The organism is Paenibacillus sp. IHBB 3054 (assembly GCF_051594305.1).
GTDB lineage: Bacteria > Bacillota > Bacilli > Paenibacillales > Paenibacillaceae > Paenibacillus_AQ.
In genome coordinates, this window is the sequence record NZ_JBOFBG010000002.1 from 98984 (window position 1) to 118798 (window position 19815).

A 19815-nucleotide genomic window follows, 5' to 3' on the forward strand; every position below is an offset into this window, starting at 1 on the left:
GTTTATGCAACATCCGTTCTGTCAATTTTTCGATAGGATAAATAAGCTACGGCCAACCCTAACAAGCAGAAAACTATAGGTATGCCGATAAATTGAAACATAGATACAGAACTGCTCCCATCAGAAATCATAGAATTCAGCAGAATCCCTAAGATTACTGAACTAGTAATTGTTGTGGCAGTAGATTTTTTACGCATCCCGAAAGACAATGGAATAAGACTTAGACCAGCTGTCATTGCCGAAGCCATAAGAATGGCTGGAAAGGTAGCCAACACATCTTCTTTTGATGCAGTTGTTTCAAAAAAATGGGCTGCCGGATTTAATAACACTGTCAATACTTCAATGATGAAGGTGGAAATCACTACACATGTGAAACAGAAAACTAATACGATCATCAACTTTGCTTGCATCACTTTTTTGCGTTGGATGGGATAGGTAAATAACAATTGAATGGTCTTATTCTTATATTCATCAATCACAAGTCTGGAAATAATGATGCCTGAAAAAACAACAAAGGTAACGCGAATAAAGATGTTAGCCAGTGACATAAAGGCTGTAAAATCTAAAAACATAGGTTCATCCTGAGCATTTGACATGACAGCCATTCCTGCAACCATTCCAAATATAATCATCATACTAATCACGGCCCTAATACTATATCCCGCCAGATTATTTCTCTTCCATTCAATCTTCATTAGTCTAAGCATGTTGTCTGCCTCCATGAATAAGATCCAGGAAATACTCTTCTAAGTTGCTTTGCTGTGTTCCGATACGATTTACAACGATATTATTGAGCACCAGCTCTTTATTAATGACCGATTGAGATACATCTTGTTGATAGACCCGGATGGTTTCCAGATCAACCGCTTCATAGTCATGGATGTTTAATTTTCTCTCCAGCACTAGTGAAGCCTGCTTACTGTCAGTCACTTTTATCTCCAGGTATTCAACATTTTCGCTGATGATTTCACTCATCTTAACTTCCTTAATTAATTGTCCATAATTAATGATTCCGATCGTATCTGCAATCGATTCAATCTCTGAAACAATGTGGCTGGAGACTAAAATTGTCATACCGCACTCCTTCTTAAGCTTCAGCAAAAGCATTCGAATATCCTTAATTCCCACAGGGTCTAAACCATTAATCGGTTCGTCCAGAATCAAGATTTCCGGCTTTGTGAGGATGGCTCTGGCAATACCCAATCGCTGTTTCATTCCTAGAGAAAACTCATGTACTTTTTTATCCTCCACACCGGTTAAGCCAACCGTTTCTAAGACTTCATGAATCCGGTCCTCAGCATGAATCTGCGTATAATCACAATGATACTTTAAGTTTTCGGCAGCCGTTAACCGTTCATAAAAAACGGGATATTCAATGATACTGCCGATATGTCCCAAGTATTGAAAAGAGGTTTGTAACACAGGTTGATTGAGTACAAAAATCTCGCCGGATGTTGGCTTCACCAAATTAAGAATCATTTTCATAATTGTTGTTTTTCCCGCACCGTTTGGTCCTAAGAAACCGTAGATTTCACCAGATTCAATATGCATGGTTACATTTGACACTATTTCGTTTCCCTTATAAACCTTTGATAGTTGGTTGATCCGTATCATGGTCTCCATTTTTTCCCGCCTCTCGTTCTATATAAGTTGAACTTTAGGCTTACCGAGCCGGCATAGAACGCAACTGCGGTGAATGTTTGGACTTCCGGCCGCTGTTGTCTACAGATTTCTTGATCTATACCGCTCTTAGCGGTTGAAATCCGTAGACAAAGGCGGTCGCTACCGCTCCTACAGTTCCAAACTTCCCCTCCGCTGCTTTTGCCTCTAGGTATTCTTTAGTTCAACTTATATTGATAAAATTTCACAATTCCAAGCCACGATAACGATGAAGTGTGGTCTATTGTTGTTGTGCATTTACAGCATACGGCTTTTGCCCTCAATTCAAGAGCCTCATCGCACCAAATGTCCTTTAACCTTCATAGACGGTACTTTTTCATACAAAAAAAGCGCTAACAGCCATATAAGATATAGCTGCCAGCACTTCGTATGTAACTCAAAACTCATTTTTCCTTAACACTTCCATCTTTTCAATGGTTTCCTTTTGCAGTCTTCTTGAAACTGAACAACTTTCATCATTATCAAACAAGACCAGTTTGTTCTTTTTATCCACGGATCTAATATTAGCTAAATTAACTACAAATGCCCGGTGGCAACGGAACAGACGTTCATCATAACCTGCAATTTCATTTAATTCAGCGTAAAAATCAAGAACTTTGGATTTTGTTATTAATCTTATTTTATGTGCAATTTCCATGGTCTCAAAATATAGGATATCCGAAAATGGAATTTGGAAGCTGGTATACTTATTCTCAAATGAAAAGTTATCAGAACTTACCGGAACCGTCCGGCGCGAATCAGCAATTAAAAGACACTCTGTAACCTTTTCAATAAATTCTGCTTCCGGTAAATCCTTTTCAATAAAATCTAAAGCAGCCACTCGATATGTAAAAGTTATTGGCGCTAATTCGGAATGTGTGGTGACAATAACAATCGTCCCAAAAGGATCTTTTTTCCGGATCTCCTTAGCAACCTCCAACCCCTTCTGATCCTCATGATTGATCTGCAAATCAAGAAAATATAATTGATGATCAGCCACTTTCTCGATTTGCGATAACAGATCATCAGGTCTTGCGGTCGAAATTAAACTACGGTAACGAATCTGATGCTTAAGCGCTAATGTTTTGATGAGCCGTTCTAAACGTTGCTGCTGAAATATATTATCTTCTAAAATAAATATATTCATTTCTGTACCCCAGTCTTTCTTAATGTAAGCGTCTGTGAGAATAGGCCAGATTGGAGCGCTGTTTCTAATGACGCAAAGTTATTTTCTTTTAAAATTTGTTGCACATTATATAAACCTAATCCGCGTCCCTTGCCTTTTGAGGAATATCCGCGTTCTCCCAACCGTCGCAAATTGACTTCCTCTCCGCAACTATTTTCAATTCTTATCAGTTGTATGTCCGTATCCTCCAATAACACAATGCAAATTCTTGATTCTTCCGTATCTGTTGCTGCTTCAATCGCATTATCCAGTAGTATGGAGAGAATCCGGGTAAATGAAATCAGTTCCATTTGAATGGCGTGAACGGGTTCTTCAATTTCCAAAGCAACATCAATTTTCATTTGCTGGGCGATCAAAATTTTGGCGGCTAGGATACTTTTGATCTCTGATACATGCAGGTTGCGCAGCTTGACAAAGCTATACTCATTATTACGCATCAATTGCCCCGTTGGCTTAACTGTTTGTTCATATACCTGCTTGACTTGATCCCAATCTTCCCGATGAATCCCTTCCTCCAGAGTCAATAGGATATTCGCATAGTCATGACGGAAGCTTCTGAATTCATCATAAATTTTTTCGAGCTGCGTTGCATAATCCGTTAATTGTATCAATTGCTCACTTTTAGATTTTTCAATTTCTCTTTTCCGGATATGATTGTATTGAAACTGCATATACAGCAAAGCAATGATAAATAGCAGCCACATCCCTAATAATAATGTTCTATGAAATGAGCTAAAATCACCGGTCTTATTACCAATGGATAAAATCGGATATACCGAAAGGATGATGATGATTAAAAGAATGATCACCGGAAAAAGAATCACTTTGCTGGATTCCCGCAGAATTTCTTTATTGAGCTGTGGAACATAGTGGCGTACCACTCTAAGTCCGATTTCATTCATAATGGGGGGCGCCATAGCTGTAAAAAGATAAGGAAGATAGTCTATATTAGCCGATGATTGTCTAAAAACAAACTCAATTAAGTTTGTAATCGGATCTGCTGCGAGATAACCTAAAAATGAATTCATGACCAAGGCATACGCCCCGTAAAACACACCTAAAGAGGTAAACGTTTTTTGATTTTTAAAATAAGACATGCCCACAAAACAGAAAAATAGAGCAACGGCCCCCCATACTCCGATAAAATATGTAGAAACAACTCCAATGCTTATGAATATCATTAGCCAAATTGTAATTTCTTTGAGACTAAAGTGATAGCGGGAAACCGATTGATAAATAAAAAAGAAGCTTACTATTTGAATTAGCATTATTAAATGAATCATTTTATACACCACCAGTCTTCACACGAAAAATCCCCTTTACCACCAATTGTCATATTAACTTAATGATACTCTCCAGTCTATCACTAAACTTCCCTTAGTCCTGCTAAATTGTATTTGTGCACAGAACATTTGTTCTATATAATGGGAACTAATACATATGATTGGAGTGATTGATAATGATTACTTACAATATAAGCAAGAAGCAGGCCAGACTTTTTTTGCTGCAGCATCAGGGGCTGATCTCCGGTGGTCTTCCTGGCGGTAAGACAGGTATTTATGAATTCGTACGCCATGTAGGCTGTATTCAGTATGATCCGCTGAATATTGCCGGGCATAATCATGAGCTTGTGCTTCAGGCACGGGTTCCCGGCTTTATTCCCGCTCAAGCCAATGAGCTTCTGTACCAGGACAGGCTGCTGATCGACGGCTGGGACAAGAACATGTCGATCTATTGCACGGAGGACTGGCCCTGCTTTCAGCGGCTGAGGGAAGCAGCCTCCGGGCATCACCAGGGAAATGAACCTTTGGAAGCAACGGTACTGCAAGTCCGTGATGCGCTGAGTCAGCGCGGCCCCCTCTCTTCTCTGGACCTGGAAGGCAAAGAGAAGATTGACTGGGCCTGGGCCCCTGCCAGGTTGTCGCGGGCAGCTCTGGAAACCATGTACTTCCGGGGTGAAGTGTCCATTCATCACCGTGTGCACACCCGCCGCTACTACGATTTTACGTCACGACTGCTGCCGGAGCAGGTTGTTGCAGCAGCCGATCCCAATCCCACGACCGAACAATACCATGACTGGTACGTGCAGCGGCGCATTGGCAGCATCGGACTCCAGTGGAATAAATCAGGTGACGGATGGCTTGGCATATCCGGTCTGAAGAGCAAAGAGCGGACCGCGGCAGTGCAGCGTCTGCTGCAGAATGACAGCCTGCGCGAGGTGCACGTGGAGGGTATTAAGCTGCCGCTTTACATGCGGACAATGGATGCGCCAGAGCTTGAAGCTGTGCTGCAGCTGGGGGAAGAGGCAGAAGATTCCGGAAGAAGTCATTCTACGGTGAATTTCGCCGCTGCTCTGGCTCCCTTGGACAATCTGTTGTGGGACAGAGAACTGATCCGGCAGCTGTTCGGATTTCATTACCGCTGGGAGGTATACAAACCTGTGGTGGAACGGGAATATGGTTACTACGTGCTTCCGCTCCTGTACGGTGACCGTTTTATCGGCCGGATTGAGCCGGTCATGAACAGAAAAAGCGGCATCCTTACCATTACCCGCTGGTGGTGGGAGCCTGAAGAGGTGCTTACTGCAGAGATGGTTCCCGCACTGCGGCAAGCTTTGTCCTGCCTAGCGCGCTGCACAGGAGCATCCGCTATCCAATTTCCCCCGGAGGTAGTCAAGACATGTGGACTTGAAGCACTGGAGACTGCAAGTCTGTAGCCCAGCTCTTAATTACACACAAAAGAACTCTCCTATGGACAGCATTTCTGCTATCTGGGAGAGTCTCTTTGCCATTCTATGTATGCACGTTATCGAAGCGGTTTCTGCACGATATAATCTACAAAACCCTGAGTGATCAGTTGACCGTCATATATTCGCTCCAGCACCCTGTCTTCCTTATACAGCAACTTCATCCCGCTGAACAATTCATCCGGTTCTGTAGCGGTATAGTAAGAGTGGATCACCGGCAGATCATCGTCAAACTGCTCGTACTGGTTCTGTCCAAGATCGCCGCCTTCACCGCAGCGGAAATCATTCACCGTCAAAAAGTTAACAAACATGATCCCGCCAGGCTTCAGCACTCTCTTCATCTCTTCTATGGATTGGGCGACCTCCAATTTCCTCATATGAAAGATAGAATTATAGGAGTAGACGAAGCTGAACGACTCATCTTCAAAGGCAAGCTGCCGCATATCCCCTTGCTGTATATCCAGTTCATAGCCCTTTTCTGCAGCCCAGGTCTGAGCCATATCTATTTGCTCCGGATTACAGTCTATGCCGCTAGCCACATACCCATATTGGGCGAACAAGCCAAGTGGAGGGCTGTCTCCACCAGCTCCACAATCCAGCACAGTGCGTTCGAGGTCACTTTCATTACAGAAACTAAGGTATCTGTACAGTGGAATTTGCTTATAAACTTCATTCACATTAAATCCTCCTCTTCAAGACCCAATTTCGTGTACATCTCCGTGCAGTAGCCCTGCAGCTTGATTTCCAGTCTTCTGGCCTTGTTCTTGAAACGCTTCAGCTCACGGATCATGTGGGCCCTGCCGGCCGGAGTGAAGGTCTCCTGAATACGTTCCTTGAAATAGTCATGGACAATATGGTTGCGCTGCTTCCAGACTGCTTGCAGCTGCACCGTCTCCTCTTCCGAGAATGGAAAATGATGCTGGATTTCTTTGATGAGCTGGCCGAGTGAATTGCTGAGTTTGCGCTGATACAGATCTGCGAGATCCGCTTCAGTAGGTGTCTTCCCCTGAGACAGCTTCGTAAGCAGCAGCAGATTGGTCAACTGCTGCTCCAGAGCCTGACAATAATAGACTGCCAGCCCGAAATAAGCAAATAGCTCTTTGGATTGTTCACTCTCCGGTATTTGTGTATCCTTCATCTTTCCTCCCGTTTCTCTCTCTTCGTTTTTCAGAAAATGAATTTTAATGGCTTCACGCCAAGTCTGTTTCTCACAAGTTTTTGTTAACATCCATTCGGCTGGTGTGGTACAAATAAAAGCCGGTCAGCACGGAAATGTAGGCCAGCGCGTGGGCGAAGGAACCCAGCAGTGATGAAGCAGGCAAATCATCCGCGTTCATCAAAGCATCCATAACCGGTGACACCGGCGGCAGCAGGATCGGCATGACAGGACCCGGGACAAGCTCCTGCAGTTTGGTACCCCCTATAGACAGCGTGATGATGATCAGCATTGATCCCGCAGCATAGCTGTTTTTGGAAACCCAGGAGGACTGCAAATAGAGCGAGATTGCAATTCCCAGGAACCCGAGCAGCGCATGTCCGGCTAAAGCAAGCAATAAACGGTACCCTCCCACGGGATCGCTAAAATTCCCCGTAACTATAGGATACAGCACAATCACGAGGCTGAGCAGCAGAGTAAGCACCCCCATTGTCAGCATTTCCCCAATGCTGTGCTTAACCGCACTTTGCAGATGAACTACAGCTACCTGCCGCTGCACCGCCTGCTCATGATTCAGAAAGCTCAGTCCCAGCCAGGCACAACCGACAAATAACATCACTGCCGACGCCGCATAGCTGTTCATCACCGGGTTAGGCTTATAGGAGTAGAGAATCAGCACAGCGATCAGAGTTCCGGCAACGGGAGCGAAATACCGCTGGGAAAAGGTATAACTGCGGAGAAAATACGCGATCAGCGATCTCATAAAGGTTGTTCCTCCTGGACAGTCTTCGGGTCCATCCATTGCATAAGCCCTGATAAGCCGCGGCGCCGTTCTACAGAAATCACCGATCCGCCCGCATCAAGCACATACCTGAGACATTGATCTGTCCATTCCCTTTCCACAGTTAAACCGGAACACTCCATCCCGTACTCATCCCGAACCGCTTCTATAGAGAGCAACCCGGGCATCTCCCCCAAAGCCGATTTTTGTGGAGAAGCAATAGCTGTGCACATTATGTATGTGGAAGGCTTATCCTGCAGACTCGCTGTTTCTGATACCTTCATGACCGTTTGGCCTGCTTGAAGCACATGTACGCCATCGGCAAGGGTTTCCACACAAAGCGGCTCATGAACGGAGAATACCATCGCTGTACCGCCTTGCTTCAACTCTTGAAGAAGTTCAATCAGCGTATGCTGTGCCGGAAGATCCAGGCCGGACATAGGCTCGTCAAGCAGCAGCAATTCTGGCTTCGGAAGCAGACTTTGAATCAGATTCACCTTTTGCAGCATTCCTTTAGAAAAGCTCGTCATGGGATACGTCCGGAACTGCTCCAGATGAAAAGCCTCCAGTAGCGCTGTTATGCGCTCTTTCAGTCCTGCCTCCGGCATCCCGCCGATCCGGCCCATACTGCGTAAGTACTGTTCAGCAGAAAATTTAAGACACGGGAAAGCCTCGGGTGCATAACCAATCGAAATCGTCCCCTTGCTGCGTTGGATTGTCCCGGAAGTAAGCTGGGTAAGTCCAGCTAAAATGGAGAGCAGCGTACTTTTGCCGGAACCGTTACGTCCGATCAAAGCCAGAGCCGTTCCGCTTTCCACCGTGAGTGATACTTCATGTAAAACTGGGCGCCCTCCATAAACCTTGGTAGCCCGGGTAAGTTCAATCAAAGGGCCGCTGCGGTCCGTCAATCGGTGTTCACTAATACTTCGAAACGCCATTCGGCTGTCTTCCCCCTTAGCCAGAAGCCAAGCTTGCTTAGCGCATCTAATGGACAACTGGTTCTTCCACTCTATAATTCGCCGGAACTGCACTGAATTCCTTTGAGAAAGTACAGATTGAGGACCCATTCTATACAAAAAAACCAGAACCCTCAGTATAATTACTGCGTTGGTCTGGTCTTGTATAGTTTGCTGCAAAACAGCAATTTTAAATTTACGCGTATACCTCAACGACATCGCTAATTAGACGGCAAGCTAATGCAGCATTGCGGCAGGAATCAATGCATTCCTGGCAATGAGTATGCTCATGTCTGCTGCTCTCGTCGGCACAACGTTCACAGATTTCAGCACACAAGCGAAGGATTTCCGCTACAAATGGACTTTGGCGGGTCATTGCTTGAACGGCGAAAGAACAAATATCCGCGCATTCCCGGTCAAGCCGGATGCTCTCCCGAAGTGATGCTAGATCATATTCTTTCAGGCTTGAGACATAGCTGTAGTTACAGGCGTTCATACATTTTATACAAGCGTCAATGCACTCCTGATATTGAATTCGGGTCATAGCCTAAAACCTCCTGCAATTATTATAGGGTATGCCTATCTATTAACCTGCAAGAAAAGGAACGAACCAATTCCCCTGTCAAAGGAAGCTTGATTAAAGGCTCCTCTTCACCGTACCTGGCCGGATCAATGTACGTTTCTCCAGCTGAAGCAGCCTGCTGCGCAGCTCGCTTGATGAGAAGTGCTCACCGATAAATACAGCAACATCAGGGACATCGCCCTGAGGAGTTATTTTCATGAAATCGGCTTCCCTGTAGGCATATTGGAACAGAAAGCGGCTCGCAGTGTCATTAAAAGTTACGATCCCCTTAGCCCGGTAAACATCCCGTGGAAGCTCCTTAACGAACTGCTCGAACTCCTCACTGTTCACCGCACGTTTAAAATAATGGGTATATGCCATTACATGGTCATGGGTATGATGGGATTCTCCCCCATTCTCCGTACTCAAACCGCCGTCCGCCGGACCGGCTGCTTCATCCTCTGCATCCTCCTCTGGACGGGCCTCCGCATGAACTCCGCCGACGCTGCCAAGCAGCACTTCCGGATCCAATTCACAGCGCACCGCAGGCATGATCTGGGCGTAGGCATTCCATTTGCGCAGCACGGCGGATATCTCTTCCGCTTCCTCTGTGGTTACGCGGTCGGTTTTGTTCAGTATCAGCACGGACGCGCAGCGGATCTGCTCCTGCATCAGCCTGTAGGTAGCGCCCTGCTGGGAACGGTACAGCTCCAGCAAATGTGCGGTATCCACAACGGTAATCAGCCCTTTAAGCTCTACCAGCTGATACAGCGAGGTTTCGGTAACGGCATCAACGATTTCCAGCGGGTTCGCCGCACCTGTCGCTTCAATGATAACAACATCGGGTGACTCTTTCTTTACCAGCGTAGTCAGTTCCGTACTGAGATCACCGCGGCTTGTGCAGCAGATGCAGCCACCCAGCATTTCTGCCATCGGTACGGATTGTTCGACCAGCAGCCCGTCGAGGTTCACCTCGCCAAGCTCGTTCATGATAACTGCCGGTCTGAGTCCCTGTGTCTTCCAGTGATCCAGCAGCCTTTGCAGCAGAGTCGTCTTGCCGCTCCCCAGAAATCCTGACAATATGTAAACTGGCAATGCCTGTTCCAAGTTTCATCTCTCCCAACAAAATTCCGTTATGGTAGCGAGTGTACTACAAGTGCCCATATGCACGCAAGGAGGCCGGAGTCGAGCGGGGGATTTCGACTTCTGTCAAGGCCGCAGCTTGTCTTTGACTAATCCTTCCCCTAATATGGGGTAAAGAAGGATTAGGCTGAGCCCACGCCGTCTCGTTGGACAGCTGTCAGCCATAATGAATGATGAAGGAGTTGGTCTGCATGTCATCTGTAGAGGAACACCGGCGTGAAGCGCCCCAAACGGTGGCCTGCCATATTATAACGGTCTCGGACACGCGTACCCTGGAGACCGACACCGGAGGCACCCTGATAGAATCTATGCTTAAAGAGGCTGGATTTGTAGTCACAGGCCGCGACATCGTCAAGGACGATTACGAAGATATCCGCGAACTGGTCTACAAAAGCTCTGTGCACTCCGGCATCGAAGCCGTACTGCTGACCGGGGGAACAGGAATTTCCCCGCGGGATACCACTTACGAAGCCGTCGCTTCCCTGCTTGACAAGTCGCTGCCGGGCTTCGGGGAGATTTTCCGGCTGCTGAGCTTCACGGAAGATATCGGCTCCGCTGCGATCCTCAGCCGGGCTATAGCCGGAACGATCGGCAACACGGCTATCTTCTCCATGCCCGGTTCCACCGGTGCTATTAAGCTGGCCATGGAACGGCTGATTATTCCCGAGCTGCGCCATGTCATGCGTGAAATATATAAACAGCCGTAACTGAAAAATAGGACAGAGTAATGGAATGCCCATTTTTACTGGAGTATGGACAAATGAACAATCCCCAGCATATTTACACTTACTCTGTCTGAGATGAGATGTGCACTATCTCCGGCTCCATGCGTGGCAAGAAGAGATGACAGATCTTCCAAATCACAATAATGCTGCCCTCAAAGGCGAAAGAACAAATGCGTGTACTTTATTCACGCGGTGTTCTTTCGCCTTTTTTAGCTGTGGAAAAATCCGTTGACAACCGGGGCTGTGAAATTTATACTATTGAACACTTTACGCGAAAGTGGTTTTTGATTAACCAAATGGTTAATCGGAAAGGAACGAGATGAGCTCACTCTTAATCTTGCAACGCAAGATCAAAACCGTCATCAGTCCGTATCATGAACTGCTGTGCAGTCTGCATGTACTGCATCAGCCTCAGCATCATCCGAAACGGCTGCATTGGGCCAGGGAAGTTACAGCGCAAATGCCGCACTCGTTGTACGAGGAGATTCAGACTATCGGGCGGATATCGGGCGGATGGCTGTCTCTGATGACACCAGATCGTCCCGGCTCCTCCTTGACATGCTCCGAAGGCATCGCACTGCTCAAGGGTCTGCCCGATGCAGAGTTTATGCACCTTTTGCTGAACAGCAAGGTCTCGCTTGGAACGATTCTTGAATGGCAGCAGGGCAAGTTAGCAAACCCTCACGGAGAACAGCCGGATGAAGCCGGACTGTATCTGCTGAAGAATCTCAAAGACGTCCGCCACCTGCTGCTTGCTGTGCTGGAAACCTACGAGAGGGAGTATTTCCGCAAGGAATGGGATTACATCGCCCCGTGGATCAGCACAGCCGCCGCACAGTTTCAGGCAGATGTATTCCGCTCGGCCGAAAAGGCACTGAATTCGCTGCACCCGCGCCTGCACGCCGGGAGCGGAACCGTTACCGCCCAGAAGGCAGTCACCTACTATTTTCCCTATGATCGTCTGCAGCAGGTGTATGTATTGCCTTCAACCTACATCCACCCGCATCTGCTAATGGACTGGAGCGAGGATACACTGACCCTTCCGCTGGCCGTGGATATTCCCGGTCTGCCTTACAGTGAAGAACCTCCGGAGGATCTGCTGCGCCAGTTGAAGGCGCTCGGCGATGGAAGCCGTCTGCGAATTCTAAAGCTGCTGTGGCAGGCTCCGCATTGCACGAAACAACTGGCCCCGCTTCTCGGCATCTCAGAAGCGGCTGTATCGAAGCAGTTGAAGCAACTGGTTGAGGCCGGACTGGCGGGTTCCGAGCGGAAAGGCAATTACTTGTTCTACTTCTGCAACAAGGAAGCCTTTGACAGTCTAATCAACTTGCAAAGGCAGTTTTTCGAACAATAACGTCGATTACTGAAAAAGGAGTTGTTTCTTTGTGTGGCAAACCGCAATCGCAACCGCAGTCAGGAACCAGAAATCCAATCTGAGAGCTTACCCCTGGACCTTTACCTTCGGTCATATTATTGAAGGAGGCTATCTTGTCCTAATTTCTTATTTCTCGTATTACTATTTGATCCGGGGCGAACTGGATGCGCAGTTCTCTGTTTTTGCAGGCAGCAGCAACTACCTGGCCTATGTAATCATCGGAGGGGCACTAAGCATTTTCTCCACCAGCATGATCATGAATGTCTCCCGGGCGCTGATGACAGAATGGCGGGAAGGAACCCTGGAAGCGCTGCTGCTCTCCCCCTCCAGGCGGAACGGATATTTTCTGGGCAACGCCGCCCAGCAGCTGTACCGCAGCGGTTTTGAACTGATCACGATCCTGTTGTTCGGATATCTGGCAGGCCTTCGGCTCCCCCCCCCCCATCTGTTGTCGGTATTGACCAGCGGACTGCTTTTCTTGCTGTCCTGCTATGCGATGGCTCTGGTGCTGGGAAGCATCATGCTGTACACAAGAGATACATACATCGTACAAAACACTTTTTTCGCGGTAACTACGCTGCTCTGCGGATTTCAGTTCCCGCGGCAATATTTGCCCGGTTATCTGCAGCAGGCAGCCGAGATTTTTCCGCTAACCTCTGCACTTGAGCTTCTGCGCAGCAGTCTGCTTACCGGGGAGGAAGTTGGACTGCGTGATGTTCCCCTGGTCCTGCTGCTGTCGCTCCTTTACATCGCAGTAGGCTTATGGTGCAACCGGCGAGTGGAGCGTGGAATGTTTGAGCGATTTTAGCCAGTGAAGGAGTGAATAGCAAATGATTCAAATGAATGAGGTTACCAAAACGTACGAAACGAGGAACAGAACCGGCTTATTCCGCTCCGAGCTAAAGAGAGTGACTGCCGTTAAAAACCTGTCGCTGAACATTGATAAAGGGGAAATTGTCGGATTGCTGGGCCTGAATGGTGCCGGCAAAACGACAACCATCCGTATGTTATCCACCCTGCTTGATCCCACCTCAGGGGATATTCAGATTGACGGCGTTTCTTTAGCCGGAAACCGGCGTGATGTGCAGCAGAAGGTCAACATGATAGCCGGTGGAGAACGGATGCTCTACTGGAGACTCACAGGAAGAGAAAACCTGCAATATTTCGGCAAATTATACGGTCTCAGTGCTTCCAAAATTCGTGTGGAAAGTGATCGACTGCTTGCTGAAGTCGGCCTGACTGAAGCCGCAGACCAGCCTGTGGAGCAATATTCCAAAGGAATGAAGCAGCGCCTGCAGATTGCCCGCGGTCTAATCAATGACCCGCAATATTTATTTCTCGATGAGCCGACACTCGGGCTGGATGCGCCTATTGCCAGGCAGCTGCGCGGCACTGTGCGGCAGCTCGCCAAAGAGCAAGGCAAAGGCATCCTCCTGACCAGCCATTATTTGCAGGAGGTTGAAGAGCTCTGTGACCGGGTGTATGTACTGAATCGCGGCGAGCTGCTGCTGTGCGACAAGCCGGAGGCGATTGTCCGGCAGGTTGCCGGATCGCAGACCGCCCATCTCGATGTCACCGGTTGGGATGAAGCCTTGCGCCCGCAACTGCTGGAGCATCTGGGCCAGCTGGGCCATCCGGCAGAGCTGGCGGGCAGCTGCCGAAGCGATGAATCCTCATTTGGGAGCGATGCCTTCTACCGCATCTCCGTGCAGACCCCTTCCGCCGACAGGCTGATTACGGAGCTGCTGCCCTGGACCGCAGCAAACGGTCTGGTGATCACCGGTTTTTCCTGCGACAAGCCCAATCTGGAGGATGCGATCATTTTGCTCTCGGAAGGACGGGTGTCATGAGGCCCGGCGGTTTAAGGCTGACGGTTGCAGCCGAGCTGCGCAAGCAGCACCAGAACCGTACGAAGGGCCTGACTGTGTTTTTCTCCCTGCTGTTTTGGCCGGCGCTCGCCTTCTTGACTTCCTATTATTCGATGAAGCCTTATCGCAGCGGAGAGGGCTCCATGCTCTCGCAGGTTATCCCTGACGGCAGAATCCCCCTTTTTTTGCTGAGCGGCTATCTGGTCTTTCAGCTGTTCTGGACAGCTGTAGAATCGGCATGGCTGTTCGAATTGGAGCGCAAAGGCGGAACGGTGGAGACCGTCTTCCTGACCCCGTCCTCGAAGATGGGTTTTCTGTACGGGCGTTCTCTGTATTCTCTGCTTCACGGCATCTGGATGTTCGCCTCCTTTTCACTGCTCACCTTCATCTTTGTAGCGGATATGTCCTCTGTAAACTGGCTCGCGCTGCTGATGGTCCTCCTGGTAACGCTGGCAGCGGCCATAGTCTGGGGAGCCTTGCTCTGCGCGGTATCCTTGTTCTCCAGGGAATCTTCGTTTCTGTACTATATCTTCCAGGCACCGATGCAGCTGTTCGGGGGCGTGCGCATACCGCCTGCGGTCTTTCCGGCCTGGGCTACAGGATTATCTGCACTGTTCCCGGTCACCTACAGCTTGATTCTGGTGCGCGGGGCACTATATAACGACATCGGCACAGGCTGGTGGTGGTCGCTCGTCATCCTGATTATCGGCAGCCTCGCGCTGATCGGCTGCACCCGCTACACGCTGCACCGGGCAGAAAGACATGCCAGAATGAAAGGCAACTGGACTTTATTTTGATACTATCGCAGCATTACACGTGGATAAGGATTTAGCTCACCTTATACCACAAGAAATACAGATAAAAACAGGCCAGCCGGGAATCGGGCTGGCCTGTTTCTATGCGTTGCGGGATCTTCCTCAGTTTGAGGTTTATTGCATTTCACCACAGATTCAATGGGCACCCATATGTCCCCAAAGTCCGTTAAAGAACGCTTTTACCTTTTTAGAATATTTGCCCCTCTCTTTATCCATCGAGGTATACACAATTGGAATTCCGGCTTTGTTGCCCGTTTCTGATTCTGTCACAGACGTTTCTCCTGGAGCGACCGCTCCATATACGTCCGGAGTATTGCCTCTCAGCTCTGCCCGGATGGTGAATGATTGATCTGCATCATGTTGTGAAGGCTGGTTAGTGCCTGTCAGCATACTCCCTACAGTCCAAACAGCAGCAAGCCATCCCGCAATATAGCGCTTCATATCCGATACCCCCTAAGCCAAGTATTCTTAGATCCTGTTAACTATAGGATGGCTGGGAGTTCAAAAAATATGCAGCAGGATTAGAGCAGCGGGGGATCCGTATGTACATCTTTATCGGGACCCGTGGTTATCCAGCGTGTAAAGACAACCTTTAATCCCGCCCTTGTAGGAGCACAGACGAAGGGTCCCGCTTGTACACCGGACTCATAAGGAAAACGGGCAACCCGCAGGGTCCGCCATGGATGCGATTGCGTTCTGGCTCTGATGATGACTGCATCCTTCATGCGCGAAGCGCGGAAAGTTACGGTCTCTCCGGCCCATTCTGCCACAGGAGACAACGACCAGTCGGAGAATCCGTCAGTTACAACTGCACCGGCATGAGGCACGCCATCATTCATCTCTATGCCTGCTTTAATCCAGACTGTAGGGCTATGCCATAGCATAATTCCCGCCTGATCGTATAGTTCTGTGATGCCCTGCAATGAAAAGCTGATTTCAACCGCTTCTCCATCTTTCCATGGAGCCAGCAGTGCATGCCCGTTGTCATGCTGAAATTCATACATCGTTTTTTGCCAATAATCGCTGCCCTCTACTGCTTCGACAATCAATTGATCGCCCTGTACGGCATAGCTCTTCGGTTCATTGGTCCATATCCCATCCTGCCAGTTGTTCGTCTTTACCATCTAGGCACCTCCACTTTCCGTTTTTACATCAAGCCATTAACTTGCTAGGCACAAATTACCATAACAACAATATAACCTAACATTGCGGCGGGATGAAGCTTATAAATGCTGTAAGTTTGATTCTGTGCAAATAAACCCGGCAGAAGAATCCGCCGGGCTTTGTGCTTAAATTTCTTTTATATAGTGAAAAATAATATATATAATGGCTTACAGGTTGACTCGATCTTACAAGTCTGGATGCTCATGTTTCGCTTTCAGACGGTTCCAGCGGCGTTGTACTTCGTTCTCGAAGCTGCGCAGCGCAGGCTCGTTCTCAGGCTTCAGCAGATGGCGGGTTTTGCCCATCGTCTTCAGCCATGCGGAGACCTCAACCCGTTTATTCTTGTCTTCCGGATTGTACGTAATGTTCGTCGATCCTTGCTCTACTTCATAGAGCGGGAAGAAACAAGACTCGACCGCCAGGGATACGATGTCGGTTCCATCCTTGTCTTCGGACATCCAGTTCAGCGGGCAGGCAATCAGAATCTTGCCATAGACCAGGCCTTCATTCTGAGCATACCATTGTGCTTTGGCCGCTTTCTTCAGCAGATCCTGCGGGTAAGCCTCGCAACCGGTGAACACGTAAGGAATGTTCGTAGCCGCCATAATTTGCGCGGTGTCTTTATGCTGTGTTACTTTGCCCTGCTGGGTTTTCCCGATGCTGGATGTCGAAGTACGGTGTCCGAGCGGTGTGGAATACGATTGCTGTGCGCCTGTATTCATATAACCTTCGTTATCGTACTCCACGATGATCATCTTGTGGCCGCGCAGTGCTGCGCCGATGGCCGGTCCCATACCGATATCCATCCCGCCATCGCCGGTAACCATAACAAAGGTAAAGTCCTCTTGCAGGCCCAGTCCATCCAGCTCGCCGCGGCGTTTGCGTTCCCAGAACATTTCCACGACACCGGACAGCGTAGCTGCACCGTTCTGGAAGAGGTTATGAATAAACGTCGATTTGTGAGAGGAGTACGGATAACCTGTTGTGGTTACCATTGCGCAGCCCGTGTGGTAGAGCGCTACGATATCTCCTTCAATCCCTTTGAAGAACAGCTCCAGGCCCGAGAAAATACCGCAACCTGGACAAGCACCATGACCCGGTGACAACCGTCTAGGCTTCTTCATCAGGCTACGGACCGGAGGCACCTTCACACTCAGCTTGCCGGTCACTTCATCCTGCTTCACCGTAATCAGACCGGTCTTGAGCGACTCGAAATTCATCGGTTTCAGCAAACGTTTCGGAGCTTTTTCCGCTTCACCAGGATTATGTCCATAATAATCGAACGGCACTTCTACGCGATCTGCGACCACAGCGTCCATAGCGAGCTGGAAGAAATGATGTCCATCTTCAGCGAAGAAATCCTTACCGCCCAGTCCATAAATACGGCTGATTACCTTGGTAGTGGTGTTGCCGTAAGTGAACAGGGCCGCCTTGATTTCGTTGACCATATTGCCGCCATGTCCGCCAACAGAGTCAGCGCGGTCCCCGACAGTGATCGCTTTAACATTTTTCAACGCTTCGGCAATTTGCTTCTGCGGGAAAGGACGAATCATATTCGGCGAGATCGCACCGGCTTTGATGCCTTGCAGGCGAAGCTGATCTACCACATCCTTGATGATTTCGGAAGCGGAGTTCATCAGGAATACCGCTACGTCGGCATCCTCCATCCGGTATTCCTCAATCATAGGGTAATGGCGTCCGGTCAGCTCAGCAAATTCCTGAGCGATTTCCTCGAACACTTCACCGGCATTGTACATCGCTACCGATTGCTGGTAACGGTTGTTGATATAATCCGGTTCATTCATATAAGGGCCTACCGTAACCGGATTGTTGCGGTCCAATGTATCGGTAAAACCGGTTGGCGGCTGTTCGCCTACGAACTTCTGAACATCCTCGCGGTGGGCGAAAGCCTGCACGCGGCGTTTCTGGTGGGAGGTGAAATAGCCGTCAGACGCAACCATAACCGGGAGACGGACCTTGGCATGCTCTGCCAGCTTCAGCGCCATCAGGTTCATGTCGTAGACGGACTGCGGATCACGGCACATCAGGATCGGCCAGCCGGTGTTCAGGGCAAAATACAAATCCGAATGGTCGCCATGAATATTCAGCGGACCGGAAATGGAGCGGCAGACCAGGTTCATGACCATAGGCATCCGTGTACCGGCTTGTACAGGCAATTGCTCCAGCATGAACATATAGCCTTGAGCACTGGTCGCGTTGAATACGCGTCCGCCTGCTGTAGAAGCACCATAACAAATCCCTGCCGAGCTGTGCTCGCCGTCCGAAGGAACCAGCATAATATCATGCTGTCCGCTTGCTTTCATCGTATCCAGGAACTGGGCAACCTCCGTTGACGGGGAGATTGGGAAATAACCCATGACATGGTAATTAATCTGATGTGCGGCATATGCCGCCATTTCATTTCCTGATTCATACAGGAATTTTTGTTCCACCTTGGCGGAACCTACTTCTTTTTCATAATCAATAGCCACTGTTCATTCCACCTTTCTTCAGAAGATTAAGACTGCGATATAAGATCGAATTGATGGTGCACCGTATGACTGTCCGCATAGCCTTCCTTCTCACGCAGAATGGACAGCGCAGAGGTCGGACAGGCGCCTACACATTTCAGGCAGCCCTTGCAATATTGATAGTCAATGCCCAGCAGGAACATTTGCGAGCGGCCCTTGCGGTCGAGCCGTTCTTCCCAGACAAAACATTGATCGGGGCAAACGGTATCGCACTGTGCACAGTGGATGCAGGATTCATTCTCATATGCAGGAATCATTCCGGAACGGGAAATACTCAGATTCTTGAGGAAGCTGCTGCCCGGATTAATGATGGTTCCCCCCATCGGCTGGGTCTCATAGCCCAGCGTTGAAATGTCGGAACGTACATATTCCGGCATGCTTTCGCCCTCCGGCAGCTCGAAGTCCATAAACTTCACTTCATTAAAGCCCCGTTCAAAGGTGGTAATCGCCGATTGTACAGCTTGCGGATATTTTTTGCCAAGAGATTTCTCAATTACGCCCTTCATGGTTTCGGTATCCAGGAAAGGACAAAGCCGGAACAATGCACCCAGCATTGCCATATTGACCCGGTTCTTTTCTTTCAGGGCAATGCTTGTCGCATCGATCACCGCGATCGTGCCTGCCTTCATCTTGAGCAGCTCTTTCAGCTCCTCCGGCGTCTTGGCCGAATTCACTAGAACGGTACTGTGCTCATAAATGCCGCTGGTCACATTGACGGTTTTGGCCAGTGCTTCATGGAAAACCCCAACGACGTGTGGACGCTCAACCGGCGAAGTATCGCGGATATGTGTGTCCAAATCACAGAAACGGATATGGGCCTTTACTGCTGACCCCTTCTTCTCCGAGCCGTAAGACGAAAAACTGACGCCGTTCAGACCTGCGCCCACTACGCCCGCTTCCGCGAGCATCTTACCGGCCAGATTCGCTCCCAGCCCTCCAATGGACTCCAGACGAATCTCAAAGAAACCGAGATCGTTCAATTTTGGTAATTGTACCACCGACATAACCCCTTCCTTAGTGTCAAGTAGAATAACATCCTTTTGACTTTTTCAACGATTGTAACTTGATTTTGCAAGTCGCGAAGTGACATATCTTGCATTTTCCACGCTTTGGGAATCACATTTATTTATGGATTTTAGATGATTTCT

At 48.7% G+C, this 19815-nt stretch carries 20 protein-coding genes; 6 read left to right on the forward strand and 14 right to left on the reverse strand.

Annotated features, from left to right (window positions below; all coding sequences use genetic code 11):
• Positions 1-2 precede the first annotated feature (2 nt).
• The 4 genes from ACQ76X_RS04130 to ACQ76X_RS04145 form a co-directional block, all read right to left on the reverse strand.
• Entirely contained in the window at positions 3-707 is a 705-nt protein-coding gene (locus tag ACQ76X_RS04130) for an ABC transporter permease (protein WP_438491754.1), read from the reverse strand.
• Positions 700-1623, reverse strand: coding sequence for an ABC transporter ATP-binding protein (locus ACQ76X_RS04135; RefSeq protein ID WP_438491756.1), 924 nt, complete (start codon positions 1621-1623; stop codon positions 700-702). Before ACQ76X_RS04135 ends, ACQ76X_RS04130 begins: the two co-directional genes overlap by 8 nt.
• Before the next feature lie 433 nt (positions 1624-2056).
• Positions 2057-2806: a response regulator transcription factor gene (locus ACQ76X_RS04140; protein WP_438491758.1), complete on the reverse strand. Its 750-nt coding sequence runs from the start codon at positions 2804-2806 to the stop codon at positions 2057-2059.
• Positions 2803-4128 carry a sensor histidine kinase gene (locus ACQ76X_RS04145; protein ID WP_438491760.1) on the reverse strand — a complete coding sequence of 442 codons (1326 nt, stop codon included), beginning with the start codon at positions 4126-4128 and terminating at the stop codon, positions 2803-2805. Before ACQ76X_RS04145 ends, ACQ76X_RS04140 begins: the two co-directional genes overlap by 4 nt.
• Before the next feature lie 176 nt (positions 4129-4304).
• Between ACQ76X_RS04145 and ACQ76X_RS04150 the strand changes: the two genes are divergently transcribed.
• Positions 4305-5561: a winged helix-turn-helix domain-containing protein gene (locus ACQ76X_RS04150; RefSeq protein ID WP_438491762.1), complete on the forward strand. Its 1257-nt coding sequence runs from the start codon at positions 4305-4307 to the stop codon at positions 5559-5561.
• A gap of 89 nt (positions 5562-5650) precedes the next feature.
• Here the strand turns inward: ACQ76X_RS04150 and ACQ76X_RS04155 are convergent, their stop codons facing one another.
• The 6 genes from ACQ76X_RS04155 to ACQ76X_RS04180 all read right to left on the reverse strand — a co-directional run bounded on the left by ACQ76X_RS04155 (position 5651) and on the right by ACQ76X_RS04180 (position 10153).
• On the reverse strand, positions 5651-6268 hold the full coding sequence (locus tag ACQ76X_RS04155; RefSeq protein ID WP_340897885.1) for a class I SAM-dependent methyltransferase: 618 nt from the start codon (positions 6266-6268) through the stop codon (positions 5651-5653).
• Positions 6265-6729: a hypothetical protein gene (locus ACQ76X_RS04160; RefSeq protein ID WP_038593114.1), complete on the reverse strand. Its 465-nt coding sequence runs from the start codon at positions 6727-6729 to the stop codon at positions 6265-6267. Before ACQ76X_RS04160 ends, ACQ76X_RS04155 begins: the two co-directional genes overlap by 4 nt.
• 70 nt (positions 6730-6799) lie before the next feature.
• Positions 6800-7510 carry a hypothetical protein gene (locus ACQ76X_RS04165; protein WP_438491765.1) on the reverse strand — a complete coding sequence of 237 codons (711 nt, stop codon included), beginning with the start codon at positions 7508-7510 and terminating at the stop codon, positions 6800-6802.
• Entirely contained in the window at positions 7507-8466 is a 960-nt protein-coding gene (locus ACQ76X_RS04170) for an ATP-binding cassette domain-containing protein (protein ID WP_438491767.1), read from the reverse strand. Before ACQ76X_RS04170 ends, ACQ76X_RS04165 begins: the two co-directional genes overlap by 4 nt.
• A 214-nt stretch (positions 8467-8680) precedes the next feature.
• Positions 8681-9028, reverse strand: a complete 348-nt coding sequence (locus tag ACQ76X_RS04175; RefSeq protein ID WP_038593119.1) for a four-helix bundle copper-binding protein — start codon at positions 9026-9028, stop codon at positions 8681-8683.
• 93 nt (positions 9029-9121) lie between these two features.
• A complete protein-coding gene (locus tag ACQ76X_RS04180; RefSeq protein WP_438491769.1) occupies positions 9122-10153 on the reverse strand; it encodes a CobW family GTP-binding protein in 1032 nt (343 codons plus the stop codon).
• 227 nt (positions 10154-10380) lie between these two features.
• On the opposite strand from ACQ76X_RS04180, the gene ACQ76X_RS04185 reads away from it, so the two are divergent.
• From ACQ76X_RS04185 to ACQ76X_RS04205, 5 genes are all read left to right on the forward strand, one after another.
• Positions 10381-10896 carry a MogA/MoaB family molybdenum cofactor biosynthesis protein gene (locus ACQ76X_RS04185; protein WP_438491771.1) on the forward strand — a complete coding sequence of 172 codons (516 nt, stop codon included), beginning with the start codon at positions 10381-10383 and terminating at the stop codon, positions 10894-10896.
• A gap of 337 nt (positions 10897-11233) precedes the next feature.
• Complete coding sequence (locus ACQ76X_RS04190; RefSeq protein ID WP_438491773.1) at positions 11234-12268, forward strand: DUF5937 family protein; 1035 nt, start codon at positions 11234-11236, stop codon at positions 12266-12268.
• Positions 12269-12299: 31 nt separating this feature from the next.
• The gene (locus tag ACQ76X_RS04195) at positions 12300-13097 is read left to right on the forward strand and encodes an ABC transporter permease (RefSeq protein ID WP_438491775.1); all 798 of its coding nucleotides are present in this window, start codon (positions 12300-12302) and stop codon (positions 13095-13097) included.
• A gap of 22 nt (positions 13098-13119) precedes the next feature.
• Positions 13120-14139, forward strand: a complete 1020-nt coding sequence (locus ACQ76X_RS04200; RefSeq protein WP_076109463.1) for an ABC transporter ATP-binding protein — start codon at positions 13120-13122, stop codon at positions 14137-14139.
• On the forward strand, positions 14136-14954 hold the full coding sequence (locus ACQ76X_RS04205; RefSeq protein WP_438491777.1) for an ABC transporter permease: 819 nt from the start codon (positions 14136-14138) through the stop codon (positions 14952-14954). Before ACQ76X_RS04200 ends, ACQ76X_RS04205 begins: the two co-directional genes overlap by 4 nt.
• A 153-nt stretch (positions 14955-15107) precedes the next feature.
• On the opposite strand, the gene ACQ76X_RS04210 is transcribed toward ACQ76X_RS04205, so the two are convergent.
• The 4 genes from ACQ76X_RS04210 to ACQ76X_RS04225 form a co-directional block, all read right to left on the reverse strand.
• Entirely contained in the window at positions 15108-15413 is a 306-nt protein-coding gene (locus ACQ76X_RS04210; RefSeq protein ID WP_438491779.1) for a hypothetical protein, read from the reverse strand.
• An 80-nt stretch (positions 15414-15493) separates the two neighbouring features.
• The gene (locus tag ACQ76X_RS04215) at positions 15494-16096 is read right to left on the reverse strand and encodes a DUF1349 domain-containing protein (protein WP_438491781.1); all 603 of its coding nucleotides are present in this window, start codon (positions 16094-16096) and stop codon (positions 15494-15496) included.
• A gap of 225 nt (positions 16097-16321) precedes the next feature.
• Positions 16322-18628, reverse strand: coding sequence for a thiamine pyrophosphate-dependent enzyme (locus ACQ76X_RS04220; protein WP_341378875.1), 2307 nt, complete (start codon positions 18626-18628; stop codon positions 16322-16324).
• Between the two features lie 26 nt (positions 18629-18654).
• Positions 18655-19665 (reverse strand): 2-oxoacid:acceptor oxidoreductase family protein, encoded by a 1011-nt coding sequence (locus ACQ76X_RS04225; protein WP_438491784.1) that lies wholly within the window; start codon positions 19663-19665, stop codon positions 18655-18657.
• Between the last annotated feature and the right edge of the window lie 150 nt (positions 19666-19815).